At 70.8% G+C, this 25,776-nt stretch carries 24 protein-coding genes and 1 pseudogene; 13 read left to right on the forward strand and 12 right to left on the reverse strand.

The genetic code is table 11. The annotated features are described in order from the left end of the window. Positions 1–103 precede the first annotated feature (103 nt). From ACVCAG_RS42635 to ACVCAG_RS42660, 6 genes are all read left to right on the forward strand, one after another. Complete coding sequence (locus ACVCAG_RS42635) at positions 104–397, forward strand: hypothetical protein (RefSeq protein WP_440089013.1); 294 nt, start codon at positions 104–106, stop codon at positions 395–397. 159 nt (positions 398–556) lie between these two features. After that, a complete protein-coding gene (locus tag ACVCAG_RS42640) occupies positions 557–1,123 on the forward strand; it encodes a YbhB/YbcL family Raf kinase inhibitor-like protein (protein WP_362681338.1) in 567 nt (188 codons plus the stop codon). A gap of 183 nt (positions 1,124–1,306) precedes the next feature. Then, positions 1,307–2,905 (forward strand): hypothetical protein, encoded by a 1,599-nt coding sequence (locus ACVCAG_RS42645; RefSeq protein ID WP_440089014.1) that lies wholly within the window; start codon positions 1,307–1,309, stop codon positions 2,903–2,905. A 72-nt stretch (positions 2,906–2,977) separates the two neighbouring features. Beyond that, positions 2,978–5,227 carry a SulP family inorganic anion transporter gene (locus ACVCAG_RS42650; protein ID WP_440089016.1) on the forward strand — a complete coding sequence of 750 codons (2,250 nt, stop codon included), beginning with the start codon at positions 2,978–2,980 and terminating at the stop codon, positions 5,225–5,227. A gap of 68 nt (positions 5,228–5,295) precedes the next feature. Further along, positions 5,296–6,288, forward strand: coding sequence for an NAD-dependent epimerase/dehydratase family protein (locus ACVCAG_RS42655; protein WP_440089017.1), 993 nt, complete (start codon positions 5,296–5,298; stop codon positions 6,286–6,288). A gap of 7 nt (positions 6,289–6,295) precedes the next feature. Further along, positions 6,296–6,724, forward strand: a complete 429-nt coding sequence (locus ACVCAG_RS42660; protein ID WP_440089019.1) for a VOC family protein — start codon at positions 6,296–6,298, stop codon at positions 6,722–6,724. A gap of 154 nt (positions 6,725–6,878) precedes the next feature. Here ACVCAG_RS42660 and ACVCAG_RS42665 read toward each other — a convergent pair whose 3' ends face one another. Continuing rightward, positions 6,879–7,334: a hypothetical protein gene (locus ACVCAG_RS42665; protein ID WP_440089020.1), complete on the reverse strand. Its 456-nt coding sequence runs from the start codon at positions 7,332–7,334 to the stop codon at positions 6,879–6,881. A gap of 233 nt (positions 7,335–7,567) precedes the next feature. Here ACVCAG_RS42665 and fxlM point away from each other — a divergent pair, with 233 nt between their 5' ends. Next, complete coding sequence (gene fxlM / locus ACVCAG_RS42670; RefSeq protein ID WP_440089021.1) at positions 7,568–8,740, forward strand: methyltransferase, FxLD system; 1,173 nt, start codon at positions 7,568–7,570, stop codon at positions 8,738–8,740. A 102-nt stretch (positions 8,741–8,842) separates the two neighbouring features. Here fxlM and ACVCAG_RS42675 read toward each other — a convergent pair whose 3' ends face one another. Further along, on the reverse strand, positions 8,843–9,229 hold the full coding sequence (locus ACVCAG_RS42675; protein WP_440089022.1) for a CoA transferase: 387 nt from the start codon (positions 9,227–9,229) through the stop codon (positions 8,843–8,845). Between the two features lie 57 nt (positions 9,230–9,286). Between ACVCAG_RS42675 and ACVCAG_RS42680 the strand changes: the two genes are divergently transcribed. Beyond that, positions 9,287–9,532 (forward strand): hypothetical protein, encoded by a 246-nt coding sequence (locus tag ACVCAG_RS42680; RefSeq protein WP_440089023.1) that lies wholly within the window; start codon positions 9,287–9,289, stop codon positions 9,530–9,532. Here the strand turns inward: ACVCAG_RS42680 and ACVCAG_RS42685 are convergent. Continuing rightward, positions 9,457–10,023 (reverse strand): annotated as a pseudogene (locus ACVCAG_RS42685) (CoA transferase); the annotation flags it as partial. The gene ACVCAG_RS42680 and the pseudogene ACVCAG_RS42685 overlap by 76 nt on opposite strands. On the opposite strand from ACVCAG_RS42685, the gene ACVCAG_RS42690 reads away from it, so the two are divergent. After that, a complete protein-coding gene (locus tag ACVCAG_RS42690) occupies positions 9,976–10,686 on the forward strand; it encodes an acyl-CoA dehydrogenase family protein (RefSeq protein WP_447191520.1) in 711 nt (236 codons plus the stop codon). The pseudogene ACVCAG_RS42685 and the gene ACVCAG_RS42690 sit on opposite strands and share 48 nt — an antisense overlap. 229 nt (positions 10,687–10,915) lie before the next feature. Here ACVCAG_RS42690 and ACVCAG_RS42695 read toward each other — a convergent pair whose 3' ends face one another. The 8 genes from ACVCAG_RS42695 to ACVCAG_RS42730 all read right to left on the reverse strand — a co-directional run bounded on the left by ACVCAG_RS42695 (position 10,916) and on the right by ACVCAG_RS42730 (position 18,525). Continuing rightward, on the reverse strand, positions 10,916–11,656 hold the full coding sequence (locus ACVCAG_RS42695; protein WP_440089025.1) for an isocitrate lyase/phosphoenolpyruvate mutase family protein: 741 nt from the start codon (positions 11,654–11,656) through the stop codon (positions 10,916–10,918). A gap of 248 nt (positions 11,657–11,904) precedes the next feature. After that, positions 11,905–12,621, reverse strand: a complete 717-nt coding sequence (locus tag ACVCAG_RS42700) for a TetR/AcrR family transcriptional regulator (protein ID WP_447191521.1) — start codon at positions 12,619–12,621, stop codon at positions 11,905–11,907. Positions 12,622–12,637: 16 nt separating this feature from the next. Next, entirely contained in the window at positions 12,638–13,855 is a 1,218-nt protein-coding gene (locus tag ACVCAG_RS42705; protein ID WP_447191522.1) for an FAD-dependent monooxygenase, read from the reverse strand. A gap of 326 nt (positions 13,856–14,181) precedes the next feature. Continuing rightward, positions 14,182–15,132: an RNA polymerase sigma factor SigJ gene (gene sigJ / locus ACVCAG_RS42710; RefSeq protein WP_440089029.1), complete on the reverse strand. Its 951-nt coding sequence runs from the start codon at positions 15,130–15,132 to the stop codon at positions 14,182–14,184. Then, positions 15,122–15,310: a hypothetical protein gene (locus ACVCAG_RS42715; RefSeq protein WP_440089030.1), complete on the reverse strand. Its 189-nt coding sequence runs from the start codon at positions 15,308–15,310 to the stop codon at positions 15,122–15,124. The genes sigJ (ACVCAG_RS42710) and ACVCAG_RS42715 overlap by 11 nt, the downstream gene beginning before the upstream one ends. Positions 15,311–15,822: 512 nt before the next feature. Then, positions 15,823–16,800: an RNA polymerase sigma factor SigJ gene (gene sigJ, locus ACVCAG_RS42720; RefSeq protein ID WP_440089031.1), complete on the reverse strand. Its 978-nt coding sequence runs from the start codon at positions 16,798–16,800 to the stop codon at positions 15,823–15,825. 103 nt (positions 16,801–16,903) lie between these two features. Continuing rightward, a complete protein-coding gene (locus ACVCAG_RS42725) occupies positions 16,904–17,284 on the reverse strand; it encodes a hypothetical protein (RefSeq protein WP_440089032.1) in 381 nt (126 codons plus the stop codon). A 32-nt stretch (positions 17,285–17,316) separates the two neighbouring features. Then, a complete protein-coding gene (locus ACVCAG_RS42730) occupies positions 17,317–18,525 on the reverse strand; it encodes an alpha/beta fold hydrolase (RefSeq protein ID WP_440089033.1) in 1,209 nt (402 codons plus the stop codon). 446 nt (positions 18,526–18,971) lie between these two features. Between ACVCAG_RS42730 and ACVCAG_RS42735 the strand changes: the two genes are divergently transcribed. From ACVCAG_RS42735 to aceE, 4 genes are all read left to right on the forward strand, one after another. Continuing rightward, positions 18,972–19,154, forward strand: a complete 183-nt coding sequence (locus tag ACVCAG_RS42735) for a hypothetical protein (RefSeq protein WP_440089034.1) — start codon at positions 18,972–18,974, stop codon at positions 19,152–19,154. Then, positions 19,147–19,875: a sigma factor gene (locus ACVCAG_RS42740; RefSeq protein WP_440089035.1), complete on the forward strand. Its 729-nt coding sequence runs from the start codon at positions 19,147–19,149 to the stop codon at positions 19,873–19,875. The genes ACVCAG_RS42735 and ACVCAG_RS42740 overlap by 8 nt, the downstream gene beginning before the upstream one ends. A gap of 142 nt (positions 19,876–20,017) precedes the next feature. Continuing rightward, positions 20,018–21,055, forward strand: coding sequence for an FAD-dependent oxidoreductase (locus tag ACVCAG_RS42745; protein ID WP_440089036.1), 1,038 nt, complete (start codon positions 20,018–20,020; stop codon positions 21,053–21,055). Positions 21,056–21,257: 202 nt separating this feature from the next. After that, complete coding sequence (gene aceE, locus ACVCAG_RS42750; protein ID WP_440089037.1) at positions 21,258–23,711, forward strand: pyruvate dehydrogenase (acetyl-transferring), homodimeric type; 2,454 nt, start codon at positions 21,258–21,260, stop codon at positions 23,709–23,711. An 84-nt stretch (positions 23,712–23,795) separates the two neighbouring features. Here the strand turns inward: aceE and ACVCAG_RS42755 are convergent, their stop codons facing one another. Further along, positions 23,796–25,775, reverse strand: a complete 1,980-nt coding sequence (locus ACVCAG_RS42755) for a SpoIIE family protein phosphatase (RefSeq protein WP_447191523.1) — start codon at positions 25,773–25,775, stop codon at positions 23,796–23,798. Position 25,776 lies beyond the last annotated feature (1 nt).

The following is a 25,776-nucleotide window of genomic DNA, read 5'->3' on the forward strand; positions in this document are numbered from 1 at the left end:
ACATGCGCAGACCTGACCGGCCAGGGCACGCTCGGGCCTTGACGGCCCTCCCGCTCCCGATTCCCCCGTCGCCTAAAAGCGACGGCCCCCTCGGGAGAATCTGATGGACGACACCGGATCCGGCGGCAGGCCGTTGGACGGGCGGGCCTCCGAAGAACGGACCGCCGACGAGCGGGCCTCCGGGAAACGAACCTTCGAGGAACAGACCTTCGAGGAGCGGATCGGGGACTTCTACTCCCCCGCCGTCTCCCTGATCCGCCTGCGGCCCCGGCCCGACGTCACCGGAGCCCCGGCCGACCTGCTGCTGCGGGCTCTTGAACCGCCCGCGGTGAAGGTGCGGCACATCCCTCTGGTCGATCTGCTCAGGAAGCCCTACCGGGAGCTGGGCGGTGACTGAGGCCCGGACCCGGCGGTCCGGCGGGCGGGCGAAACTCGTTTTGGAAGTCACTCCAACCCCTTCCGTCCCTCGATTTTCCCATATTTCCGGCTTTTTCCCCGCAGCAGAACCTCGCGATCCGGTCTGCACATCTTCCAGACCCGCGTAGCATCATCGGGCATGGGGCAGCCGAAAACGTCTACGCGCCGCCTGCGGCACATCTCGAAGGTGACGGTGGCCGCGGCGCTCGTCGTCATGTCCTCGGGCTGCGGGATGGCCAACGGCATGGCCTCGACGGAACGGTTGCAGCTGGAGCCGATCGCCGTCTCCAGCCCTCAGGTCAGAGACGGCGGCCCCCTGCCGTCCGACTACTCGTGCAAGGGTTCGGCCGGTAACCCGCCGCTCCGCTGGTCTCGCGTGCCGGAGGGAACGGAGTCCGTCGCGATCGTGGTGGACAACAACTCACGGACCGGCGGCGAGGTGAACTGGGTCGTTTTCGGCATCGATCCGCGGACTAACGAGCTACCGGAGGGTAGCGTCCCGGTGGGAGCCGTCGAAGGGAGCACGACGAGTGGCAAGGTGGGCTATAGCCCTCCGTGCGACACCCAGGAGAACTATCGTTTCACTGTCTACGCGCTGAACGGCAAGGTCGAGCTTCGTAAGGGATCCCTCCTTGACAAGACCTTGAAGAGCATCGCGGACAAGACGATCGCCTGGGGACGGCTCACCGCGGCGCACATCGAGTGACTGGTCAAACACCGGAGGTAGTAATGGTTACCGATTCTTCACTTAGGGTGTGACAACGCTCATAGTGGTCCGACACAATCAGATCCAATGTCCAAGCGCAGGTGATGCATGGGGGCAGGTCGCGTCGATGGCCGCGCGACCTCACCGGCGCCGCTGTAAGGCCATGGCCTTGAGGGTGGTGCAATGATCGCGGTCGTAGTAAGCCTGGTCGCCGTCGTGCTCCTCGTGCTCGTCGTCGTGGCACTGGGAATGCGGTCGATGAACCGCAGGGAGAGCGCACTCCCCGCGGAGCGTCTGCGGGAGATGGCGGAGAAGGAGGCGCTGACTCCGACCATGTCCAGCGACGACTTCGCCACCAGAGAACCGAAGATGAACCATTTCACCCCCGACCTGACCCCGTTCGACGAGCCGAAGCCGCCACGCCAGCCGCGGCCGCCGAGCTCGCGGGGCAAGCGCGGGCTGAACGAGTTCGGCCAGGTGGACGACTACGACGACGACTACTGGACGCGGCTCCAGGCCGACGAGGGCGGTTTCGGAGGGTCCTTGGCGGCTCGGATGGGCGCGAGCCGTCCCGTCGAGCAGGACGACCAGAAGGTCGACGCCGACGCGGTGACCGTGCAGGCTCCGCTGCCGACCAGGCCCCAGCCGTCCCGCGGCACCCCGCAACGCCCCTCGGCCCCACCGGCCAGGCCCGCCGCCGAACCGGCCATCGCCTCCGCCTCGCTGCCCTCCGGTCTCTCCGACCTGGTGGCCCCGGTCCAGCCGAACCCGGCTCCCACCGCCGCCTCGCTCGCCGAGCAGAAGACCGTGACCTTCGCGGCTCCCACTCCCGGCGCCTTCGGCGAGGCCCGCCCCTCCCGGGCGAGCTCCCGTCGCGGCGGCAACAGGGCGTCCTCGCAGCCGGCCGCCCAGGGCAACGGCGGCTCGCCCCGGTCCGCCCAGGGCGGCCCGTCCCGGCCCGACCCGCTGAACGACCCGCTCGGCGGCTCCTACTCCCGCCGCGGCGCGGGCTCCGCGGCGAACGGCGCGGGCTCCCGGCCCAGCGGCGCCGCCTCCCCGGCGGCCGGCAACGGCGCTCCCGGCGCCCGGCCCGGCCCGGCCGGCGGCCGGCCCGGCGCCGGTCCCGGCGGCAGTGCCCCGATGCCCCCCATGGGGCCCACGACCAGCGGCGGCTTCCCCGCCGCGGCCGTGCCCGACCCGCTCGCCGCCTCCTACCGCACCCCGTCGCAGCCGCCCAAGACCGGTAACCCGGCGGACAACCCGTGGGCTCAGGCCACGAACCCCTCGTCGGGGGGCTGGCCGGCGGCGAACACCGCCGACATCCTCGACGACCCCGGCCCGTCCTACTCCTCCTACCAGACGCCGGTCTACAGCGCTCCGCCCGCCGGCTCGTACGAGGTCAGCTCGGGCTGGGCCACCATCGAGGACGACGCGATCACCGGCCCGAGCCCGGCGGTCTCCACCTCGACCGGTCCTTCCCGGACCTTCTCCTCCACCCCGGACCGTCCGGCCGACCCGCGGGGCGGGGCGGCGACGGGCGGCCCGTCGGGTGGATACGGCTACGAGCCCCGGCAGGCCAGCCCGGCCAGCCCGGCCGCCTGGCCGGAGCCCGGCACTCCCAACGGGAGTGACGCGGCGAGCTGGCCGAGCTACGGCGAGCTCTACGGCACGGCGCCGGCCCCCGAGGCCGCGGCCACCGGTTCCGACGCACGAGGCCGGGCAAGCTCGCGGGGCAACCACCACCGGGCACAGGAGCCCGACTACCCCGACTATTACCGCTGATTCTTTCCGCCCTCCGTAAAGGCCTCGGGTAAACACCCGGATGGTGAGGGGCAGCACCGTAAGGTCTGCCCCATGGAGACGGACACGAAGAGCGACGGTGTTCTGACAGCGGGTGGCCTCGCCCCCGTGCTGCGACATGACCTGCCCGCCTCCCTGGTGGTCTTCCTGGTGGCCGTACCCCTCTCCCTGGGCATCGCGGTCGCCTCGGGAGCGCCACTGGCGGCGGGACTCATCGCCGGTGTGGTGGGCGGCGTCGTGGCGGGTTTCCTGGGCGGCTCCGTCGTCCAGGTGAGCGGGCCGGCGGCCGGGCTCTCCCTGGTGGTGGCCGATCTCGTGATCACGTACGGCTGGCGGGCCACCTGCATGATCACTCTGCTCGCGGGCGCCCTGCAGCTGCTGCTGGGCGTCTGCCGGGTCGCCCGCTCGGCGCTGGCGGTCTCCCCCGCCGTGGTGCACGGCATGCTGGCCGGGGTGGGCGTGGTGATCGCCCTCGCCCAGTTGCACGTGGTGCTCGGCGGAAGCCCGCAGCGCTCCGCGATCGAGAATCTGATCGAGCTGCCCCACCAGATCATCCACAATCACACGCACGCGGTCTTCGCCGGTCTGCTGACCATCGCGGTCCTGATCGCCTGGACCCGCCTGCCGCAGCAGCTGCGGAACCTCCCGGCGCCGCTGGCGGCCCTGCTCGTCGCCTCGGTGACCGCCTGGGCTCTCGGCTGGGAGGTCACCCGGATCGACCTGTCGGCCAGCCTGGACTCCTGGGCCGGCCCCGTCTGGCCCCAGGGCGACTGGCACGGGATCATCGGGGCGGTGCTGCTCGTGGCCCTGCTCGCCGGAGTGGAGTCGCTGCTCTGCTCGGTGGCCGTCGACAAACTGCACGACGGCAGGCGCTCCGACCTCGACAGGGAGCTCACCGGCCAGGGCGTGGCCAACATGGTGACCGGCGCGCTGGGCGGGCTGCCCGTGGCCGGGGTCATCGTCCGCAGCACCACCAACGTCCGCGCCGGGGCCCGCAGTCCGTGGTCCACGATCATGCATGGGATCTGGATCCTGCTGTTCGCGGTCGGGCTGGGGTGGATGATCGCGCTGATCCCGATGGAGGCGCTGGCCGCTCTCCTGGTCTTCATCGGCGTGCAGATGGTCAACATGGGGCATCTGCGCAACCTGCGCGGCCACAGCGAGGTCCCGGTGTACGTCGTCACGATGGCCGGGGTGGTGCTGCTCGGTCTCGCCGAGGGCGTGCTGGTCGGCCTCGGTCTCGCCGCGCTGTTCGCGTTGCGCCGCCTCACCCGGGTGACCGTGCGGGCCATGGCCGAGCCCGACGGCCGCTGGCACGTGGTGATCGCCGGCTCGCTGACCTTCCTGGGGGTGCCCACGCTCACCTCGGAACTGCGGGCCATCCCCGCGGGGGCCGCGGTCGACCTCGACCTGAACATCGACTTCATGGACAACGCGGCCTTCGAGGCCATCCACGACTGGCGGAACGAGTACGAGCGCGCCGGCGGGACCGTGAACATCGACGAGATCCACGACGAGTGGTACGCCATGGCGGCCAGCGGGGTCCGGGTGTTCCCCGCCAAGACGCCGCCCCGTGCTCCCGACCGGTGGTGGCTGCCCTGGTCCCACCGGAGGAACGGGCAGCGGACGAACCGTCAGCCGCTGCTCGCCGCCCGGCACGCGCCCCGCGAGGAGAGTCCCGCCGTGCCCGACCTGCTGGCCGGGGCGCGGGAGTTCCACCGGCGGACGGCTCCGCTGGTCCGCCCCCTCCTGCACGACATGGCCCGCGGGCAGGAGCCCTCGCACCTCTTCATCACCTGCGCCGACTCCCGCATCGTGCCGAACCTGATCACCGCCAGCGGTCCCGGCGACCTGTTCACCGTCCGCAACCTCGGCAACCTGGTGCCCCGGCTGGGGTCGGTGCCTGCGGACGACTCGGTGGCGGCGGCGATCGAGTACGCCACGGGCGCGCTCAACGTCCGCACCATCACGGTCTGCGGGCACTCGGGCTGCGGGGCGATGGCCGCGCTGCTCAGCGGGGGCGAGAAGGCGGCGGGCCTGCCCGCGTTCGGCCGCTGGATGCGCCACGGCAACCACACCCTGGCGCGGTTCATCTCGGGCGAGAGCGCCGGTGAGGACGACGGGCCGCTGGACCGCCTCTGCCGGGTCAACGTGATCCAGCAGCTGGAGAACCTGCGGACCTACCCGCAGGTGGACCGGCTGTTCCGGGCCGGGCACCTGGAGTTGGTCGGCATGTACTTCGACATCGGCACCGCCCGGGTGCACCTGCTGGAGCATCCTCCGACCGCGAGCCGTCCGCTCTGAGCGGATGCCTTGCGCCACGGGTGAAAGCCTGTGGTCACGCACCGGCCGGGCGCCCAGGATGAGGCGCCATGAGAATGCTGATCATCGGTGGCTCGGTCTTCGTCGGCCGGGCGATCACGGAAGAGGCGCTGCGGCGCGGGCACGAGGTCACGACGTTCAACCGGGGGCGCAGCGGGGTGGACCTGCCGGGCGTGGAGGCGGTCAGGGGCGACCGCGAGGTGCCGGCCGACCTGGACCGCCTGGTGGAGGGCCGGGAGTGGGACGCCGTCATCGACGTCATGGGCAGGATCCCGAGGGTGGTCGGCGAGTCGGTGCGCCGGCTCAGCGGCCGGGCGGGCGTCTACACGTACATCTCCAGCATCTCGGCGCTCGTCGACTTCCCCGCGAAGGAGTGCGACGAGAGCTCGCCGCGATACGAGTGCGCGCCGGACGCGGGACCGGAGGACGGCGAGTACGGCATGCTCAAGGCGGGGTGCGAGCGGGCGGTGGAGGAGGGCTTCGAGGGCAACGCTCTGATCATCCAGCCGGGTCTCATCCTCGGCCCGCACGAGGACGTGGGCCGCCTGCCCTGGTGGCTGGACCGGATCTCCCGGGGCGGACGGGTCCTGGCACCTGGCGACCCTGACCGCGCGATGCAGGTCATCGACGTGCGTGACCTCGCCTCGTTCGTCCTCGACCGCACCGAGGCCGGGAAGGCCGACCGGTTCCTCGCCGGCGGGGTGCCGGGCAACGTCACCTACGGCGGCTGGCTGGCCGAGTGCCGCGCGGTGACCGGCTCCGACGCCGAGTTCGTCTGGGTCGACGACCGGTTCCTGCTCGACCGGGAGGTGCGGCCGTGGACGGAGTTCCCCGTCTGGGCGCCGGACGGTCCCGAGTTCGCCGCGGTCTGGCTGACGTCGTCGGCGAAGGCCCTCGCGGCCGGGCTGAACTGCCGTCCGGCCGCCGAGACCGTACGCGACACCTGGGCGTGGCTCCGCGAGATCCCTCCGGCGGAGCGGTCGTTCCGCGGGCACGGCATCGATCCGGAGAAGGAGGCCAGAATCCTCGCCGAGTGGGCATAGGGGCTTCATGGACATCCAGCTCACTTTCGACGCCGACGATCCGCCGTCGCTCGCCGCCTTCTGGGCGGAGGCCCTCGGTTACCGCCTCCAGCCGCCTCCCGAGGGGTTCGACAGCTGGGAGGCGTGGGCGAACGCCCAGGGCATCCCCGAGGAGCAGCACTCCGACCGGTCCGCCATCGTGGACCCGGACGAGGGGCGGCCCCGCTTCTACTTCCAGCGTGTGCCCGAGGGCAAGACCGCCAAGAACCGCCTCCACCTGGACGTCAACGTGGGCGGTCCGCCCGGCACGCCGCTGGAGGAGCGCCGCAAGCTCGTGGAGGCGGAGGTGGGACGGCTCGCCGCCCTGGGGGCCGTCGAGGTGCGGACGGTGGAGGAGCACGGCGAGTACTGGACGGTCATGACCGATCCCGAGGGCAACGAGTTCTGCCTGCAGTAGGCATGCATTTCTACGCATACATCGCGCTGGTGGACGCATAGATTCATCGCTGTCCGGCTCCGTCCCCCGAATGCCGGACAGCGGTCCACGCTCCCAGGGCCGAAGGTGGAGGGCGGCCGATTCCGCCCTCCACCCACCTGGGCCCCGTGCCGTGTCACGCGCGGCGGGTGTGCCTCATCGTCCAGTTGGTCTCCCAGGTCTTCTCCCCGTCCGCGGAGAACGCCTGCTCCCACAGGGCCGAGGTTGGCGTGATCTCCGACCAGGTGTACCGCATCCGGATGGGCGTGCCTTCGCGGGTCTCGTCGCCGTGGAACACGCCCTTCCCGTCGGCGAACCTGCCGAAGACGGGACTGTGCATGACTCCGGTCTTGCTGTCGATCCAGTAGATCGCCCACAGTTCGCGTTCGACGTCGAAGGTTCGTATCGACGCCCCCTTGAAGCCCTTCGTGGGGAAGGTGATCTCGTCGAAGACGCCGGCGCCGTCGAAAAAACCGCGGCAGACGGCGACGCTGGGAAACTCCTCCCACTCGTCTTCTCCGCTCAGCGGTTTGAGGAGCCTGCGGTTGTCTATGTCCCAGGTGCCGTGCAGGAAGTCGAAATCGCTGTTCATGCTGGGATGTTAAAGCCGTTCCCTTACGTTCTCAGCCAGTCGGGCATAGAAATCTCGCGCCCGCGTGGGCGTTGCGCGGCACCTGTATGAGGGGTACCGTCACGGCGCCCGGACCCGTGCGCTTTCCCTCCCGATTCCAGCACGGGCGCCGGGAGACGGCGTACCACGGGGACGTTCCACATGTGCGGGGGCATATAACTCAGGGCACTACGCATACGGCACGGAGGTCGGCGATGACTGAGTGGCACGCGTTACGGGAAGAGCTGGTCTCGCGGGTACGCGCGCGGGGCATCAGCAAGGTCGTGGCCGACGCGTTGCGGGTGGTGCCGCGCCATGTGTTCCTGCCGCGGCTCGCGGCGGAGGCCGTCTACCAGGACGACGCGATCGTGACCAAGCGCGACGCGGAGGGCCGCCCGATCAGTTCCTCCTCCCAGCCGGCGATCATGGCCCTGATGCTCGACCAGCTCGACGTGCGGCCGGGACAGCGGGTGCTGGAGATCGGGACGGGAACGGGCTACAACGCCGCCCTGCTCGCCCATCTGGTGGGACCGGAGGGCCTGGTCGTGAGCGTCGACATCGACCCCGATCTGGTGGCGGCGGCCGGCGAGCACCTGGCGGCCGCGGGCCACCCCGAGGTGAGGCTGGTGTGCGGCGACGGCGCCGAGGGGTTCTCCCCGGAGGCGCCCTACGACCGGGTGATCGCCACCGTCGGCGTGTGGGATCTCGCCCCGGCGTGGCTGGATCAGCTCGCGCCCGGCGGGCGCCTCGTCGCCCCGCTGGACCTGCGGGGGGTGCAGCGCTCGGTGGCGATGGAGCGGGACAACGGGCACTGGACGAGCCGCTCGGTGCTGCCCTGCGGGTTCATGCGGATGCGCGGCCCCTTCGCCGGTCCGGAGACGACGCTGGTGCTGGACCGGGAGTCCGACCTGGCGATCTCGCTGCCCGAGACGAGCGAGATCGGCGACGTGCTGGGGGCGCTCGACGGACCCGTGGTCGAGCTGTCCACCGAGATCAGCGCCAGCCTCTCCCAGCTCCTCGACGGGTTGAGCCTGTGGCTCGCGGTGCACGAGCCCCGCTGGTGCACGATCTCGGAGGCGCGGCCCGGGTGGCTGGCCTCGCCCCCGCTCGACATGACGGGCTTCAGGATGGCCGTCGGCATCGTCGAGCGCGACAACCTCTGCCTGCTGGAGCCGTCACCGGACGGGACTCTGATCGCGCGCGGCCACGGTCCGGACAGGATGCGGCTGGCGAGCGAGTTGGTCGCCCACATCCAGGCGTGGGACATGGCGGACAGGCCCATGACCTCGGGGCTTCGCATCGACGCCTACCGGGGTGACCCGCCCGACGGCGGGCTGCTCATCCGCAAGCGCCACACCACGCTCGCCCTCTCCTGGAAAGACCTCTGACCCGCACACGCCGCACCTGAGACTTCTGTGCCGGTGATCTGTAGTCGGCGGCTGTGAACGATAGATGGCGGACGTGAGACTTTCTCGATACCCGGCCCCTTTTCAGGGAAAATGGCCCGTGATCATGGCTGGGGATCCAGCAGCGCTGCGATCCCCGGCCAACGGCGGCGGCTGCCTCATCGAGTCCAGCGGCACGTCGGCCAGCCGATCGGCCCAGCCGCTGGTGTAGGCGTAGACCAGGGCGGGGCTGACCGCCGACAGGTCGCGGTCGTCCAGGCCGAGGCGCTCGGCCGTGCCCGGCGCCCAGTTGTGCACGAAGACGTCCGCGCCGGCGACCAGGTCGCGCAGCTCGGCCCGGCCCGCGGCCGACTTGATGTCGATCTCCACCGCGCGTTTGCCCCGGTTGAGCGCGAGCCACCGGGCCGACAGGTCACCGCACATGGGCGGCATGCCGCGCAGCGGATCCCCGCCGGGCGGTTCGATCCGCACCACGCCCGCCCCCAGCAGGTGAGCGGCGCCTGGATCCGCCGCCCGGCCTCCAGGACCATGAGCCCGGCCAGCGGCCGGGCGGTCGCGGCTGTCGCGTCCCGCGAGGGTGGCCGGGAGACCGAGAGAAGCGGCGACAGCCGCCAGGGCGCCGCCGGGCGGGATTCGGTCAGCCGGTCGGCGAGGGAGCGCAGCGCGCACACCGAGGCTCCCGACTCCTTCGCGGCGTGCCGTACCCCCTCCCAGTTCGCCGCGCGAGCCCGCGCGTGCGGTTCCTCGGGGAGCGGGCAGCAGGCGGTGGCGTAGCGGAACTGGAAGGACTTCCACGCCGATCCGGCGAGGCGCTCGGCCAAGCCCAGTGCCCGCCAGAACGTCGTCCACACAGCCGGGTCGAGGGTCTCGACCTCGAAGCACACGCCGTCGGCCGTGGTGAAGGGCGGCCCGCCGGGCGAGAACGGCACCGCCTCCTCGTCCTCGGCCGTGGCGGCGGCCAGATACTGGCCGACGACGAGCAGCCCGGCCAGGTCCACCCCGGTCCGCACGGTCTCGACCGCGCAGCCGCGGGCCCGGCCGATCAGAGCGGCCAGGAGTGCTTGGACGGCCAGTACCGAGCACGCGGTCGTCAGGTAGTCGGCGGCCAGGCCACGCGGCTCGCCGTCGCGGCGGCCGTGCACGTGGGCGACCCCGGTCGCGGCCTGCGCGGTGGCCTCGTCGCTCACCTCCTCCCGTAGGGCGATCTCGGCCCAGGTGTGCTCGGTTCCACGGCGGTGCTGGACGTGACCGCCCTGACCGGACACGCCGAGCCCGCCGTCCGAGACCTCTACCTGCCCCGGGTGGCGAGCGGGCAGCTGACCATGTGCAACGCCATGACCGAACCGTACGCGCCCGGCTCCGAACCCGGCCTCACCACCACCCGGGCCGTCCAGGAGTCCGACGGCTCCCGGACGGTTCACGGGCGCAAGTGGTTCGTCACCGTCCCACCCGGCCACCTCCCCGGGGAGGCCGGGCGAGGACTGCGGGTTATCGCCGAACGGGTACGGCTCGGCCGCCTGCTGCGCTGCCTACGCTGGCTCGGCCAGGCCGAACGCGCCTTCACCCTCATGCGCGAGCGGGCCCGCTCACGGCCGGCATCCTCAGGACGACTCGCCGACCTCCAGCTCGTCCAGGCGCTTGTCTTCGACGCCCTGCTCGCGATCAGGACCATCCACCCGCTGGTGTTCGAGGCCGTGGCCCTGGTGGAGGCGGGACTGGACGCCAGAGTCGAGACCGGCCTGGCGAAGGTGGCCGCCGCCCGGATGCTGCACCAGGTCACCGACGCGGCCATCCAGGTCCACGGCGCGGCCGGGCTGGGCCCCGACACCCCGCTGCCCGCGCTGTTCCGCACCGGCCGGATGGCCCGCCTCCTCGACGGCCCCGACGAACTGCACATCACCGCGGTGGCTCGCAGGATCCTCGGCTGAGTTCACCGGACGGGCGCCGCCGTGCGGCCTCGTCATCACGTATGCGCGGAGGCGCGACCCGGCGGAAGGGGCGGCCGCCGTCCTCTTCCCGCCCCGTGAGGGCGCACCGGGCTCGAAACCGCGGGGGGCCGCATACTCGCCGCCACGCGTCCCTCTCACCTCATGGTTCCGCCCGAACAGGCGACCGGCCGAGCCCGGGCCGTGTCCGCGCGGGTGTCCTGTACGACTGTCAGGCGTTGTAGGGGTCCTGGCCCGAGAGGATCCGGCCGGTCATGGACTTGAGGGCCTCCAGAGCCGTCAAGTAGGTCATGGGACCGAAGGACACCCGTGCCACGCCGAGCGCGGCCAGCCTGCCCAGGTCCATGCCGGGCAGGAAGGTCACGTTGACCGGTCCTGCGATGGCCTTGACGAGGTCGGCGATTACCTCCTCCGAGGGAGCCAGGATGGGGAAGACGCAGTCGGCGCCGGCCTCGAGATAGCGGCGGCCGCGTTCGGCGACCTCCTCCACCGAGGGCGAACCGGTCAGGAAGAGATCGATCCTGGCGTTGATCACCAGGTCAGGGCTCGCCGCCCGCAGCGCCGCGATGCGGGCGGCCTGCGTGTCCACGTCGAGCAGGCCGCCCGCGCGATGGTCGCTCTCCTCGAGGTTGAACCCGGCCGCGCCGATGGCGATGAGCCGCTCGACGAGCTCCGCGGGCGGCAGGCCGTATCCGGCCTCGGCGTCCACGGTCACCGGTACGTCCACCGCACGGATGATCTTGGCCGCGATGTCCAGCATCTCGTCAACGGGCGCGCCCTCGTGGTCGTCGTACCCCAGCATGGCCGCGATGGACGCGCTGGCGGTCGCCAGGGCGGGGTTTCCCGCCTCGGCCACGATGGTGGCGGAGGCCACGTCCCACACGTTCGGCAGGATCAGCGGGTCACCGGATCTGTGCAGGTCACGAAGCAGCGCAGTCTGGGTGTTCGTCATCGGCCGTCCCTTGTCGTCGGGGTTGGTGCGTCATGAATACGAAGAAATCGGGCTTCCGTTTGTGATAGAACCGCGATGTGATTGTCGCCACAGCGATCCGCCGGCCGGGTGGCCGTGGCCGACCGTCCGATCCGGACCTCGTACAGGTCCCGGACGTCACGCCGGATCGGGCCCGCTGGACGGCGCGCGCCACTGGCCTGATCCACCCCCTCTCCGGCGGCGGCCCGCATCGGCACGGTCGTCACGCGTCACCGGTCAGGGGGCAGCAGGCGCCGTACGAAGGCGCGGCGCTCGTTCAGCAGCGTGAGCGCCGCGGCCGCCGCGGCCCGGACATCGGCGACATCGGCGGCATCGGCCCCGGTCCGGTCGGGTGGGTGGAGCAGAGCGCGTACGCTCGCCTCGAACACCGCCCGCCGATCGTCGAGCGCCTCCGCGCCGGCCCCTGTCATCAGCCCGAAGAAGCCGCCCACCAGCGCACGCATGGCGTACGTCTGATGCGCGAAGGTCCAGTCGTCCCTGGCCAGGCCGTGGGTGCGCCACACCTTGAGCAGGTCACGGGACAGGACACCGGGCCCGAGCAGGTCGAGCAGGCGCCGGGTCTCCTCCCGCTCCGTGAGCAGTCCGATCATGTGCACGTCGGCCTCCTGCACCGCGCGCACGAACGGGTGACCCAGCAGGGTGGTCCGGAGCATCTCCCAGCACAGCCGGTGCGGCCACACGGCGTCGACGTCGGCGCCGAGGTCGGGGAGGTACTCGGCCGCGTCGAGGAAGTCACGGACGATCAGCTCGGCGATCAGGTCTTCCTTCGTCCGCCAGTACAGGTAGAGCGTCCCCTTCCCGATGTGCGCCAACCGGGTGATCTCCGAGACGCTGATGCTCCGCACTCCGTGGCGGAGCACCAGCTCCCGCGTCACCTTCAGGATGCGCGCGACCTTGGCCGGGTCGTGCCGCACGAGCTCGGTCACCGCGACTCCTTCAGGCTCAGGCCGCCGCGATGTCCGCGTTCTTCGCGACCCTGCCGCGCATGAAGAACTGCCGGACATAATGCCCGATGACCGGCCAATCCTCGCCTCGGGTCCAGAAATGGCGCACGAGAGCCTCGCGGCGGCCAAAGGGATTGAACCACTGCCGCATCGGTTCGGCCGAGCCCTGCCACTCGGTGACGGCCGGCCGTAGCTTGCGCTCCCACTCGGTCATCGCTGTTGCGAGGTCGTCCGGATGCCGCCGCAGCATGGTGCCGAGCAGGTCCGATCCGGCCAGCCCCGCCGAGACGCCCATCCCGGCGTAGAGGGTGACGCACCATGCCGAGTCACCGATCAGGACCACCCGGCCCCGGTGCCAGGAATCCATCCGCACCTGTTCGGCCGAGTCGAAGAGGATGTCCTGCACGGTGTCGGCCTCGTCGAGGACGGCGCCGAGCAGCTTGCCCGTCGGCCGGTCACCGAAGACCTGGCGCAGTCGCTTCGCCGGGGGCAGCCGGAACTCGGCGTCGATGTCATCGGTGCGGTACGTGAGCATCACCGTGGGGATGATGTCCTGGAACCCGAACACCCACATCGCGCGGCCACGGTCCGGTTCGAGCTGCACGGCGGTGTCTTCCTGCGCGAGGCCGGGCAGGGGTTTCGACAGCTGGAACGCGCAGGTGATCCCGCCCATCCGGTGCATGTACCGCTCGTGCGGGCCGAACACCAGCCTGCGTACGGTCGACCGCAGCCCGTCCGCGCCGACGACCAGGCCGAACCGTTCGATCACGGTCTCGTCACTCAAGGTGTTGTGCAGGGTCACGTCGACGCCGTCGTCGTCCTGCTCGATCTCGGTCGGGACGGTGGAGAAGCGAATCTCGACGTCGTCGGGCAGCGCCTCGAACGCGGCGTCCTCGACCTCGCCCCGGCGCATCATGCGCGGACCGTCCGGGAGATTACCGAGAATGGCCATGCTGGTCCTGTTACCGTGCCGGTCGACTTCGTAGTGAATGGTATTGGGAGAGGTGTGGTCCGCCACGCCGGATCCCAGGCCCAGCCGCTCGGCGCTGGCGCGTCCCGCTCCCCACAGCAGCACGAAATAGCCGCCCTTTCGGCGCCGCGGCGCTCGTTCGACGATGACGGGCTCCCAGCCGATCTGACGCAGCCGGATCGCCGTCGCCATACCGCTGATTCCCATTCCGACGATTAGTGCGCGCCGATTGTTTTCATTGTTCATGTCTTCAGTATAGGAAATGACTGACCATTTCCCTCAGTCGGTCAGTAGGTCATATCTCATACCTTCCGGACCTCACATTTCCGCCCGCTGAATCGTCAGAGATATACCCCCTTCCGCATGCGCCGCCATTTACGAAGCCGGCCCCGCCGACCCGCTCGTCGAGTGCTCGCGCCAGCGAGTCGGCTCTCATCGTCGTTCCACCTTTGCCTTGGCTACGCCTTGCCAACAAGACGAAATGAGCCGGGCGAATGTGATGAGGATCCGGGCGTTCGATCGTGCCGAGGCTCGGGCCGCCGGCGCCGGCGGCCCGCGGAGGGGCGTGGCCCTCAGAGGCCGGACTCCTTCCAGGCATGGAGTTTGTCCGGGTTCACGATCACCCAGATCTGGGTGATGAGGCCGCCGCGGACGGCGAAGGCCACGATGCCGTTGACCTCGCCGCCGACATGGCTGACCAGCCCGGGGCAGCCGTTGACGTTCTCCTCGGTGAGCTCCTGGGCGAACCTGTTCCGAAGCAGGCCGAGGAAGTAACGCGCCGTCTTCCCGGCACCGAGGATCGCGCGCCGGGCCGCCGTGGCCTTCCCCCCGCCGTCGGCGCGCACGGTGACCTGGGGGTCGAGCAGGCTGATCAGGGTGTCGAGGTCACCCTGCTCGCAGGCGTTCTTGAAGGCGGAGACGATGCCGCGATGCTGGTGGGCGGTCACGGCGCGGCGCCGGTCGGACCGCAGGTGGCGCCGGGCCGAGGCGGCCAGCTGACGGCTGGACTCCGCGGTACGCCCGACGATGCCGGCGATCTCCGTGTGGGGCAGGTCGAAGACGTCGTGCAGGATGAAGGCGACCCGCTCGGCGGGGGTGACGGATTCCAGCATGACGAGCATGCCCATGCTGACGGAGTCGTCGAGAGTCACCCGCTCGGCGGGATCGCCGACCCTGTTCCTGCCGGTGCTGGCCCACCGGGAGTCGTCGGGCAGCGGTTCGGGCAGCCAGTCCCCCACGTACCGCTCCCGGCGCGCCCGGGCCGAACCGAGCTGGTCCAGGCAGATCCTGCAGGTCACCCGCACCAGCCAGGCGGCCGGCGACCGGATCTCGCGCCGCGCCTCGTCGGACAGGGCGAACCATCGTGCGAAGGCGTCCTGTACGACGTCTTCGGCCTCATGCGCGCAGCCCAGCATCCTGAACGCGATGTTGACCAGGGTGACGCGCTCATCCACCATCACGGCGGCGCGCTCGTCGAAGATCGGGTGCGGGGAGGAGGGGGCCTGCTCCCGGTCAGGCGGCACGACGACTCTCCCGCGTTCCGGCCCGCACCGCGATGCCGTGCGGTCCGCTGACGTCGACGTCGACGGAACGGCAGGTCCCGCCGAGATCCTCGGCGATGCGCCGCGCCATCGGCTCACCGATGTCCCCCGGACCGGAAAGACCCGCTCTGAGCTGCTGCTCGATCCCACGATTCGTCATATGGCCGTCCCCGTTCTCTCGTGTACCGGGAAGTGGTCCAAGGAGGGAGGCGATCAAGGGGCCGCCGCGAGACGACTTCGTCCTCGGGCACGCGCACTCCCGGCTCCGGCGGTGCGACGGGTCGGCCCGTGAACCTGTCCCTGGCGTCACGGCCGTCGGACCGAGAGCACGGGACGGTGCCGAACCGGGTCGGCGCACGCGCCGCCACGTCGCCCTGTCGTGCTCACGTGCCGACATATCGTCCACATCGTCACCCATGAGCACTGTGCGCTCTCCTCATCACCCCGTCTCCATCGGTCTCCTCCTCTTCGACGGAACAGGACCGTCGATTGTGATGACGTTCGGGGTACGGCTGGAAAGATTTACCGTGAGGGCCATCGAGCGGGTGCCGGACGCGACGGCCGCTCGCGGGATCCGATCGTCTCGCCGCGGGCGTGACCCGTGCGTCAGCTCCCGGGGCGCCTTCTCGGTGTATGCCTTGACGATCTTCGGTGAAGCGGAGGCAGGCGCCGTCAACGCCGGTCAGCCGCGCGGCGACCTTGCCCCGGCCCGTTCCAGGCGTGGAGCTTGTCGGGATTCACGATCCGCCAGATGTCGGTGATGCGGCCGTCCCGGACGGCGATGGCCATGACGGAGTGGACTTCGCCGTCGGCGTAGCCGACCAGCCCGGGGCAGCCGTTGACGTTCTCCTCGACGATCTCCTGGGCGAATCGCTTGTGGAACAGGCCGAGGAAGTAGCGCGCGGTCTTCTCGGCGCCCAGGATCGGACGCAGAGCCGCGCGGGCCTTTCCCCCGCCGTCGGCGCGCACGCGGACCTCGGGGTCGAGCAGGCTGATCAAGCCGTCGAAGTCGCCGTGCTCGCAGGCGATCCTGAACGCGGAGACGATGCCGCGATGCTGGTGGGCGGTCACGGCGCGGCGCCGGTCGGACCGCAGGTGGCGCCGGGCCGAGGCGGCCAGCTGACGGCAGGCCGCCGGGCTGCGCCCCACGATCTCGGCGATCTCGGTATGGGGCAGGTCGAAGACGTCGTGCAGGACGAAGGCGACCCGCTCGGCGGCGGTGACGGATTCCAGCATGACGAGCACGCCCATGCTGACGGAGTCGTCGAGACTCACCTGCTCGGCGGGATCGCCCGGCCGGGACTTCCCGGCGCTGGTCCACCGGGCCTCGTCCGGGAGCGGTTCGGGCAGCCAGTCCCCCACGTACCGCTCCCGGCGTACCCGGGCCGAACCGAGCTGGTCCAGGCAGATCCTGCAGGTCACCCGCACCAGCCAGGCGGCCGGCGACCGGATCTCGCGCCGCGCCTCGTCGGACAGGGCGAACCACCGCGCGTAGGCCTCCTGCACGACGTCCTCGGCGTCGTTGGCGGAGCCGAGCATCCTGAACGCGATGTTGACCAAGGTGACGCGCTCGTCGAGCACGCCGGTGCCGCTTCCCTCGAAGATCAGGCGCAGGGAGGGGACGGCCTGCTCCCGGTCAGGTGGCACCACGGCACTCCTTCACGATCCAAGGGGGTACCAGTGCCCGATTTATGCCGCTGTGCGCCATGTTTATCCCCCGTCGCGGGCAAAGAGCCTTTGACGCCGTCCAGACTCAGCGCAGGTGTACGGGCAGGGCGTTGAGCCCGTTCATGACCATGGACGGGTAGCGGGTCACGGCGCCGGGGCCGGTGTCGAGTCGCAGGCGGGGATAGCGGGTCAGCAGTGTGCCAAGGGCGATGCGGGCCCCGCGGGCCAGCTCCCGCGGCAACCTGGCCGCGTACGTCCCGTACCGCCAGCCGCCCTTGACCAGCCGTGGGTCGGACAGCAGCGACCGTACCTCCTCGTGCCCGGTGATCAGCCACCCGATCGGTCCCGAGCGCCCCGCCACCGGATGGGCGGGTCCTTCGCTCAGGAGCTCGGCGTAGATGGCGTCACGCTCACCGTCGCGGACGGCGGTGAACGGGCTGGCGCTCGCGGCGCGTACCGTCGACATGACTTTCACTCCGATCTGTGTACGGCCTGCCGCTAACGGGTCCTGTGCCTGTCGAGCCAGTCGATGACGTCGGTGGCCGCGCCGCCTTGGTCGCGGGGCGTCAGCACGGAGTAGTGGTCCTTGCCCCGGTAGAGACGGAACTCGGCCGCGGTGCCGGCCGCGCGAGCGTTGCGGACCGCCTGCCTGGTCACCGCGATCTTGATGGACGGGTCCCGATCGCCCTGGAGCAGCAGCATCGGGCCCGGAGTCCTCCCGCGCGGCACGCTCTGCGCGTCCAGCCAACCTTGCAGCCGCAGCGCCGCCTCAGGGGTCTGCGGGGTGAACTGGTAGTCGTTCAGCTTGTCGCCGAGGTCGGCCGAGAAGTCCTCCCAGATCTTCGCGGTGCAGTCCGTCTCCACCTTGGGCAGCATGTCCATCGCCTGGCCGCCGAGGAACCGCTCGTACCGCAGTCCGGTGTGCACGGTCTTCAGGCCGTGCAGAGCCAGCAGGTAGAAGCCGCGGTCCACTGGAGAGGGCGAGCCGTAGTTGTAGGCCTGCCCGACGTCGGTCACCGGTGCCAGCCCGACCGTGCCTCGGAAGTCGAGGCCTTCGCCCCAGCTCTTGGAGAGTTCCCCGGCGGCGATGGCGGCCTGCCCGCCCTGGGAGTGCCCGACGGCGAACCACGAGGTCGACAGGGTCGAATCGGCCTGGACCGCCGCGCGAACGGCGTCGATCACGCCACGGCCCTCGCTGTCGGCCACGATGTAGGGATGCTCGCCGGTGGTGCCCAGACCCTCGTAGTCGGTCGCGGCCACCGCGTAACCGGCCTTCAGCAGCTCCGCGACCAGGGCGCCGTAACCGTACAGGTCGACCTTGCCGTCCTTGTTCGGCACGCTGGACGGGGCGCACCGGTCGCTGATGCCGCTGGACCCGTGTGCCCATGACACAACTGGCCAGCCTCCCTTGGGGGCCCTGCCCTTCGGCTTGAGAAGCGCTCCGCTGACCACGATGTCCTCACCGCTCAGCGACCGGGATCGATAGGTGATCCGATCCGCCCGCCCGGCCACCGAGCCGAGCACCGGGTCAAGGCCGGCGATGGCCTTGGCCGACACCAGGCGCCCCGGGCCTTCGGAGCCGCCCACCGTCCGCACCGTGGTCGTGGCGTTTCCGCCGCCGGCGTGGGCCGGGGGCGCGATCCCCCCGGACAGGGTCGCGGCCACGGCCACGCCGAGCGCGGCGGCTCGGAACATCCTGGCTTGCATCGGATCATCTCCTGCGTTCGTCCAGTCGCTGTCCGCGAATCCGGGGTCGTTGTCGCCGTCACCGTCGACGGGAAAGGACGAGGCCGGCGTAATGGGTCTCACGAGATGTGCGCTCGACCACCCGCCCGCCCCCGCCGTCACACGAGCCCGTGGACGGGCTCGTTCCCGGTGCGGGTGCCGGGCTCTGCCCGGCGAGCGGAGTGCTACGAGCGGTGCCGCCCGGATCGCGACCCACCGGTCGTCGATCGGTTCATGGGATCGACTTCGTGGTCGCCCGCCATGCCGCACCGGTCCGCACCCGCCTCCTCTCGGCTCCTCGCTCAGTACGACGGGACAGCGCGGCGTTATGTGATGATTTTTGAGGTGCTGCCGGAAGATCTCGTCGGCTTCCGCTTGAGCCCCGCGTGTTCACCTCACTCGGAGGGCCCCTGCGTCGTCGTTAGGACATGAGCCTCACACAACTGTGGAAAGCCCGCCCCCCGCGCGGCGGCCACGCGGACGCGGTGCCGGACCGCCTGTCCGGAACGATCCGGGCGGCCGGCGGCATGCCCTGCGGCACCGTACTCGGCACCCGGCGCGACCAGATCGACAACCGGCACGTCCGCCGTCGTCGTGTGCGTCATGTCTGAGCCGCACCGGCCCGTGCGCTGTGCCGACGCGGGGATCAGCGCGATCGTGGGGGAGCGGCGGCTGCTGGGTGAGGTCGCCGAGCGTCTGCTCGGTTCGGCGCGCGACGCCGAGGACGTGGTGCGGGAGACCTATGCCCGCTGGTACGCGATGCCGGAGGACATGCAGGAGGAGGTCGGCTGGCCGACCGCCTGGCTCGTCAGCGTCACGAGCCGCCTGTGCTGTGACCGGCTGAACAGGGCACGTCCGGGCCCGCCGCACGCGACCGGGCGCCCGCGTCCCGGGGAAGGCGCGGCCGGTGGCCGACCGGCGGACCCCCTGGCGCCCGGCCACCGGCGTGACCGCATCGTCCAGGTGTTCAAAGACGCCTGCGAGGGGATGGACGGGGTCGCCACCTTGACCGCCTTGCTCGCCCCTGACGTCGTCGTGATCACCGATGGCGGCGGCCGGGTCCGCGTCCCGCTGCAGCCGGTCAGCGGCACCGAGCAGGCCGCGCGCTACATCCTCGATCTGTTCGGCGGGCAGGCCGATGTGACCCTTGTGGAAGCGTCGATCAACGGCGGGCCGGGGCTCGTCGTCCGCGTGGCCGGCACCACGGCCGCGGTCGTCGTCCTGCACCTCTGCGGGGGTCTCGTCTCGGACGTGTGGATCGTGATGAACCCTGACAAGCTCGGCGCGTTTCGAGGGCACGAGGACCCTCCGGCGGGCGCGACGCGAACATGACGACGTAAGCCCTGGACGACGTCGTCCAGGGCTCGCGTTCCCACGTCCGCGCCGACCTGTTTCCCGCGCCGGTCACGCGCACGTCCTTATACACGGCCATGCCATCCCGTCGTTAGATGAAGAGCCCGAAAGGAGACAGGCGGTGGCAAAGCACATTCTGATCGTGGGCGGCGGGTGCGTCGGCACGCACAGTGCCATGAGGCTGCGTAAGATCATCCGTTCCGGAGAAGCGAGCGTCACGCTGGTGGACCCGCGTAGCTCCACGAACGACCCGTCGATCCTCGCCGACGTGGTCGGCGGCACGATCGAGCCGCGCTCCGTGGCCGCCTCGCCCGCAGGGGTGCCCGAGGAGGTGCGGGTGCTGACCGGACATGTCACGCCGACGGCCCACGAGGCCCGCACCGCCGAGTTCCGGCCGGCCCAGGGCACGGCCAGGACCATCCTGTACGACATCCTCGTCGTCACGGCCGACCTGATCACCGAAGGGCCGCCCATCCGGGGTCTGGCGGAACACACGATCGGCTGCAAGGACGGCTTCGAGACCGTACACCTGCGCGACCACGTGCTTGCCCAGCTCTCGGCCGCCCGTACCGACGACGAACGGGTGAGGCGCAGGGCGCTGACGTTCGTGGTGGTGGGAGGCGGGTTCTCCGGCGTCAGGGCGCTGGCCGAGATGCAGGTACTGGCCGAGGAGGCCCTGACCGACCACGAAACGATCGATCTCACCGACCTGAGCTGGACCCTGGTCGAGGCCGGTGACGACATCCTGCGCGGGCCGCGGGAGATCCTCGCCCGCCGCACTGCGGACGTGCGGCTCGGCACCCGGCTGACATCGGCGGCTGACGGGGTGGCGGTGCTCTCGGACGGGACGAGGCTCGACGCGGGCACCTTGGTGTGGGCCGCGGGTGAGCCGCCGGGCTCGCACGTGGCCGAGGGTGTGCTGCCGGTGGACCGCGGCGGCCGGATCATCACCACCGAGTACCTGACGGTGGCGGGCGTCCCCGACGCGTTCGCGGCCGGTGAGGGCGCCGCAGTGCCGGACCTTACCCGGCCGGGAGAGTTCATCGTGCCCAGCGCCCGGCACGCGGTGCGGCAGGCTCGGCTGCTGGGGCGCAACCTGGTCGCGCACGTGCGGGGCAAGCGGCTCAAGCCGTATCGCCACACCGCCTGGCACCGGTGAGATCGGCACCTCGGTGCGGGTCAGGGCCGCGATCGCGGAGGGCGTGAGGGGATCGTCCTGGTCGTCTCGTCTGGCCGGTCGTTCAACGAGATCGTCACGCCACCGGATCCGATCATGGGGCGGGAGTCGTGTGACAGGTTTCACCGGTACACAATGACGGCGAAAATGTCCGATGACCAATCATAGGATGTTTAATGGAGACATGGAGAAGGACGTTGACCCGCAGGAGACCGCGGAATGGCTGGAATCGCTGGAGGCGGTCCGCGGGGCGGCAGGTCCGGAACGGGCCGAGTACCTGCTGAAGCGGCTGGCCACGAGCAGCCGGTACATCAACACCGTGCCGACGTCGCAGGAGCCCGGCTACCCCGGTGACCTCGAACTGGAGGAGCGGATCGCGGCCTACGACCGGTGGAACGCGGCGGCGATGATCACCAGGGGCAGCCGGTTCGGGCTCGGCGGCCATCTGGCCACCTATGCCTCGGCCGCCTGGCTGTACGAGGTCGGATTCAACCACTTCTTCCACGGCGGCCACGACCAGGTGTACTTCCAGGGCCACGCGTCCCCGGGCATCTACGCCCGCGCGTTCCTGGAAGGACGGCTGACCGAGGGCCAGCTCGACCTGTTCCGGCGCGAGCCCGAGGGCGGGCTGCCGTCGTACCCGCACCCGCGGAGCATGCGCGGGTTCTGGCAGTTCCCCACGGTGTCCATGGGCCTCGGACCGCTCAACGCGATCTACCAGGCCAGGTTCAACCGCTACCTGCACAACCGCGGTATCAAGGACACCTCGCTCAGCCACGTATGGGCCTTCCTCGGCGACGGCGAGATGGACGAGCCGGAGTCCACGGCGGCCCTCACCCTGGCCGCCCGCGAAGGACTGGACAACCTGACCTTCGTGATCAACTGCAACCTGCAGCGGCTCGACGGGCCGGTGCGCGGCAACACCCGCATCGTGCAGGAGCTCGAAGGTGTCTTCAGGGGCGCGGGCTGGCACGTCGTCAAGGCATTGTGGGGCGCCGAATGGGACGGGCTGCTCGGTTCGGACGAGCTGGTGTCCCGGCTGGGCGAGATACCGGACGGGCAGTTCCAGACCTTCGCCGCCTCGACCGGGGCCTACATCAGGCAGCATCTGTTCCGCGGGCTGGACGTGCCGTACTCCGACGAGGACCTGCGGCGCATCGTCGGCGGCTCGCGGGCCGGCCACGAGCCGCGCAAGGTGCACGCCGCCTACCGCCGCGCCCTCGACCACCAGGGCGCGCCCACGGTGATCCTCGTGCAGACCGTCAAGGGGTGGACGCTCGGGGCCGGCGTGGAGGCGCGCAACGCCAACCACCAGATGAAGAAACTCACCCAGGACGAGTTCCGGGCGCTGCGCGACCGGCTTGGGCTGCCGGTGCCGGACGAGGCGCTCGACGCGGACCTGCCGCCGTACCTGCATCCCGGGGCCGACTCGCCCGAGGTCCGCTACGTGGCCGAGCGCCGCCGCGCACTGGGCGGGCCCATCCCCCGCCGGACCGTCTCCCACCGGCCGCTGCCGGCGCCGGCCGAGGGACCGTTCCAGTCCCTGCACAAGGGGTCCAAGCAGCCGATGGCCACCACGATGGCCTTCGTCCGCCTGGTCAAGAACCTCATGAAGGAGCCGGAGACCGGGCGCCGCTGGGTGCCCATCGTGCCCGACGAGGCCAGGACCTTCGGCATGGAGTCGCTGTTCCCCACCGCCAGGATCTACTCGCCGCTGGGCCAGCGTTACGAATCGGTCGACCGGGACCTGCTGCTGTCCTATCAGGAGGCGGTCGACGGCCAGCTCCTGATCGAGGGCATCACCGAGGCGGGATCGATGGCGTCGTTCACGGCCGCCGCCTCCAGCTACGCCACCCACGGCGAGGCCATGATCCCGTTCTACATCTTCTACTCGATGTTCGGCTGGCAGCGGACCGGCGACCAGATGTGGGCGCTGGCCGACCAACTCGGCCGCGGATTCCTGATCGGCGCCACCGCGGGACGGACCACGATGACGGGCGAGGGACTGCAGCACGGCGACGGGCACTCCCAGCTGATCGCCTCCACCAACCCCGCGTGTCTCGCCTACGACCCCGCCTTCGGCTACGAGGTCGCGGAGATCGTGCGCGAAGGGCTCCGGCGCATGTACGGGCCCGACGGCGAGGACGTCTTCTACTACCTCACCCTCTACAACGAGCCGCTTCCCCAGCCCGCGATGCCCGAGGGCGTGCGCGAGGGCATCCTCAAGGGCATCTACCGGTACTCCCGCGGCGGCGGCCAGGCCCATCTGCTCGCCAGCGGCACCGCGATTCACTGGGCGCTGGCCGCGCAGCGGCTGCTCCAGGAGGAGTACGGCGTGGGCGTCGACGTCTGGTCGGTCACCTCGTGGAGCGAGCTGCGCCGCGACGCGATGACCTCCACCGCGGTGCCCTACCTCCAGCAGGCCCTGGCCGGGACCAAGGGCCCGGTGATCGCGGTCAGTGACTGGATGCGCGCCGTGCCGGATCAGATCAGCCCGTGGATCGACCGGCCGTGGACCTCCATCGGCACCGACGGGTTCGGCCTCTCCGGCACCCGGGAGTCCGTGCGCGAGCACTTCGGCGTCGACCCGCGTTCGATCGCCGACGCCGTGCTCAAGTCCGTCGAGGGGGCCGGCTGAAGATGACCGGCCCGGCTCTACCGCCGCCGCGACCGAGCTGTCCCGGTGTCGCCCGCCCGGCCCTGCCGAAACGGGACAGTGTTCTCATCCAAGGGTGCGGGCGATGAGAAGGGCGACGTCGTCCTCGAAGGACTCGCCCGTCAGGGCATCGAGCACCGCCGTGCACAGATCCGGCGCGGGGAGGGTCGTCCGGGCCAGGACGTCGCCCAGTCGCTTCATTCCCGCCTCAAGGTCGTCCGTGCGGCTCTCGATCAGGCCGTCGGTGTAGAGAACGATCAGGCTGCCTTCGGCGAGGTACAGGTCGAGGGATCGGTAGGAGCACAGGCCGAGGCCGATCGGGGTGCCGGTCGGCAGGCGGGGGAAGGTGACGTCGCCGGCTGGGTCGACGATGGCGGGGGGCGGGTGACCGGCGCCGGCCATCGTGCAGTGCCGGGTCGCCGGGTCGTAAACCGCGTACAGACAGGTGGCGGCCATGATGTCGGGCCCGATGCCGTCGGCCGTGGTCTCCTCCTCGATCATCTGTGCGATCACATGGTCGAGGTGGGTGAGCACCTCCTCCGGCGGAAGCCCCAGGTGCGCGAGGGTGCGTACGACGGTGCGCAGGCGTCCCATCATGGCGGCGGCGGGGATGCCGTGGCCGGTCACGTCGCCGATGACCAGGGCGAGGTGACCGGTGGGAAGGGGAATCGCGTCGTACCAGTCTCCTCCGACGCCCGCATGGATGTCGGAGGGCCGGTAACTCGCGGCCACCTCGAGCGTGCCACCGCCGCACAGGGCACGTGGCAGCAGATGGCGTTGCAGGGCCAGGGCGGCGGTGTGCTCACGGGTGTAGCGGCGGGCGTTGTCGATGCTCAGCGCGGCGCGGGCGGCCAGCCCTTCGGCCAGCATGAGGTCGTCCACGGTGAACGTCTCGGGATTGTCGGTGCGGACGAACACCACGATGCCCAGGATGTCACCGCGAGCCAGGAGCGGAACGATGATCAGACTGTGTACCCCGGTGCTGTGAATGATCTCGGCTCGGTCCGGGTCCGCGTCGAGCCAGGTGCCGGGCGAGGCGTCCAGCACGGGTTCGAAATACGACGCGCGCGAGGACATGACCCTCATGAAGGGAGACAGGGGAGGCACGAACACGGCGTCCCCGAGATCCCACAGCGACTCCCGGCGTCCGGGGTGGCTCGACGCCTTGCCCGCGCGGCGGAAGACGGGAATCCTCGTGTCCGAGGCGGCCAGCCTGTGCAGAGGTTCGTCGTCCGGCAGGACCGATTCGGCGAGATCGACCGTGACATAGTCGGCCAGCACCGGCACGGCCAGATCGGCCAGCTCTTGCGCGGTCTTGCTGACGTCGAGCGTGGCGCCGATCCGGACGCCCGCTTCGAGAAGCAGCGACAACCGCCGGCGCGCCGTGGTGTGGGTGATGTCGTGAACCAGCGAGCAGACGACCGGCGATCGGCCCTCCTCGTCGTCAAGGCGAAAGACCGAGACGGAGAAGGTGCGGCCCTTGCGCTCGTCCGCCGGGGGCCGGGAAAACTCTCTGGCGATCAGGGGAATGCCGTCGGAGAGCACCTGTCGCAGCGCGGCTGCCGGCACGACCTCCTCCGGCGAGCCGGCGGCCCGGCTGGGGAGGAGGGGCGCCCGCAGGCGTCGTGCCGTCTCGTTGCGCCCGACGCACCGAAGGTCGCCGTCCCAGAGTGACAGGGCCGCGAGGGATGGTCCGAAGAAGGGCTCCAGCACCTGGCCCCCCGGCTGGTCGGCGTGCGTCGGCGTCGCCAGCAGGAGCCAGACGACACCTCCGCCCAGCAGGTCCAGCCGCCAGGCGTCGAGGCGCAGCGGGAGCGGGTGGCCGTCGCGGTGCCGGGCCTCGACGAGGCCTGACCAGTGGTTCTGGTGAGCGTACCCGCGAGCCCAGGCGGACACCTGGGCCGCACGATCCCCGGGCATGAGCAGGTCCACGCCTCGACGATGGAGAACGTCGCCGCTGCGGTAGCCGAGGAGGTCTTCCGCGGCTTGCGTCCACCTGATCACGATGCCATGGGCGTCAAGTAGTGCGATCGTCGGAGTCGTCACC

The sequence above is a fragment of the Streptosporangium sp. G12 genome, assembly GCF_052983175.1.

What these genes read in the sequence shown, in the direction of transcription:
- ACVCAG_RS42635 (WP_440089013.1), top strand. Translation starts at nt 104, where the DNA reads ATGGACGACACCGGATCCGGCGGCAGGCCGTTGGACGGGCGGGCCTCC.
- ACVCAG_RS42730 (WP_440089033.1), bottom strand. Translation starts at nt 18,525, where the DNA reads ATGCAAGCCAGGATGTTCCGAGCCGCCGCGCTCGGCGTGGCCGTGGCC.
- ACVCAG_RS42650 (WP_440089016.1), top strand. Translation starts at nt 2,978, where the DNA reads ATGGAGACGGACACGAAGAGCGACGGTGTTCTGACAGCGGGTGGCCTC.
- ACVCAG_RS42695 (WP_440089025.1), bottom strand. Translation starts at nt 11,656, where the DNA reads ATGACGAACACCCAGACTGCGCTGCTTCGTGACCTGCACAGATCCGGT.
- ACVCAG_RS42645 (WP_440089014.1), top strand. Translation starts at nt 1,307, where the DNA reads ATGATCGCGGTCGTAGTAAGCCTGGTCGCCGTCGTGCTCCTCGTGCTC.
- ACVCAG_RS42680 (WP_440089023.1), top strand. Translation starts at nt 9,287, where the DNA reads ATGAGCCCGGCCAGCGGCCGGGCGGTCGCGGCTGTCGCGTCCCGCGAG.
- fxlM (WP_440089021.1), top strand. Translation starts at nt 7,568, where the DNA reads ATGACTGAGTGGCACGCGTTACGGGAAGAGCTGGTCTCGCGGGTACGC.
- ACVCAG_RS42665 (WP_440089020.1), bottom strand. Translation starts at nt 7,334, where the DNA reads ATGAACAGCGATTTCGACTTCCTGCACGGCACCTGGGACATAGACAAC.
- ACVCAG_RS42725 (WP_440089032.1), bottom strand. Translation starts at nt 17,284, where the DNA reads ATGTCGACGGTACGCGCCGCGAGCGCCAGCCCGTTCACCGCCGTCCGC.
- ACVCAG_RS42660 (WP_440089019.1), top strand. Translation starts at nt 6,296, where the DNA reads ATGGACATCCAGCTCACTTTCGACGCCGACGATCCGCCGTCGCTCGCC.
- ACVCAG_RS42715 (WP_440089030.1), bottom strand. Translation starts at nt 15,310, where the DNA reads ATGACGAATCGTGGGATCGAGCAGCAGCTCAGAGCGGGTCTTTCCGGT.
- ACVCAG_RS42735 (WP_440089034.1), top strand. Translation starts at nt 18,972, where the DNA reads ATGAGCCTCACACAACTGTGGAAAGCCCGCCCCCCGCGCGGCGGCCAC.
- ACVCAG_RS42705 (WP_447191522.1), bottom strand. Translation starts at nt 13,855, where the DNA reads ATGAACAATGAAAACAATCGGCGCGCACTAATCGTCGGAATGGGAATC.
- aceE (WP_440089037.1), top strand. Translation starts at nt 21,258, where the DNA reads ATGGAGAAGGACGTTGACCCGCAGGAGACCGCGGAATGGCTGGAATCG.
- ACVCAG_RS42640 (WP_362681338.1), top strand. Translation starts at nt 557, where the DNA reads ATGGGGCAGCCGAAAACGTCTACGCGCCGCCTGCGGCACATCTCGAAG.
- ACVCAG_RS42655 (WP_440089017.1), top strand. Translation starts at nt 5,296, where the DNA reads ATGAGAATGCTGATCATCGGTGGCTCGGTCTTCGTCGGCCGGGCGATC.
- ACVCAG_RS42740 (WP_440089035.1), top strand. Translation starts at nt 19,147, where the DNA reads ATGTCTGAGCCGCACCGGCCCGTGCGCTGTGCCGACGCGGGGATCAGC.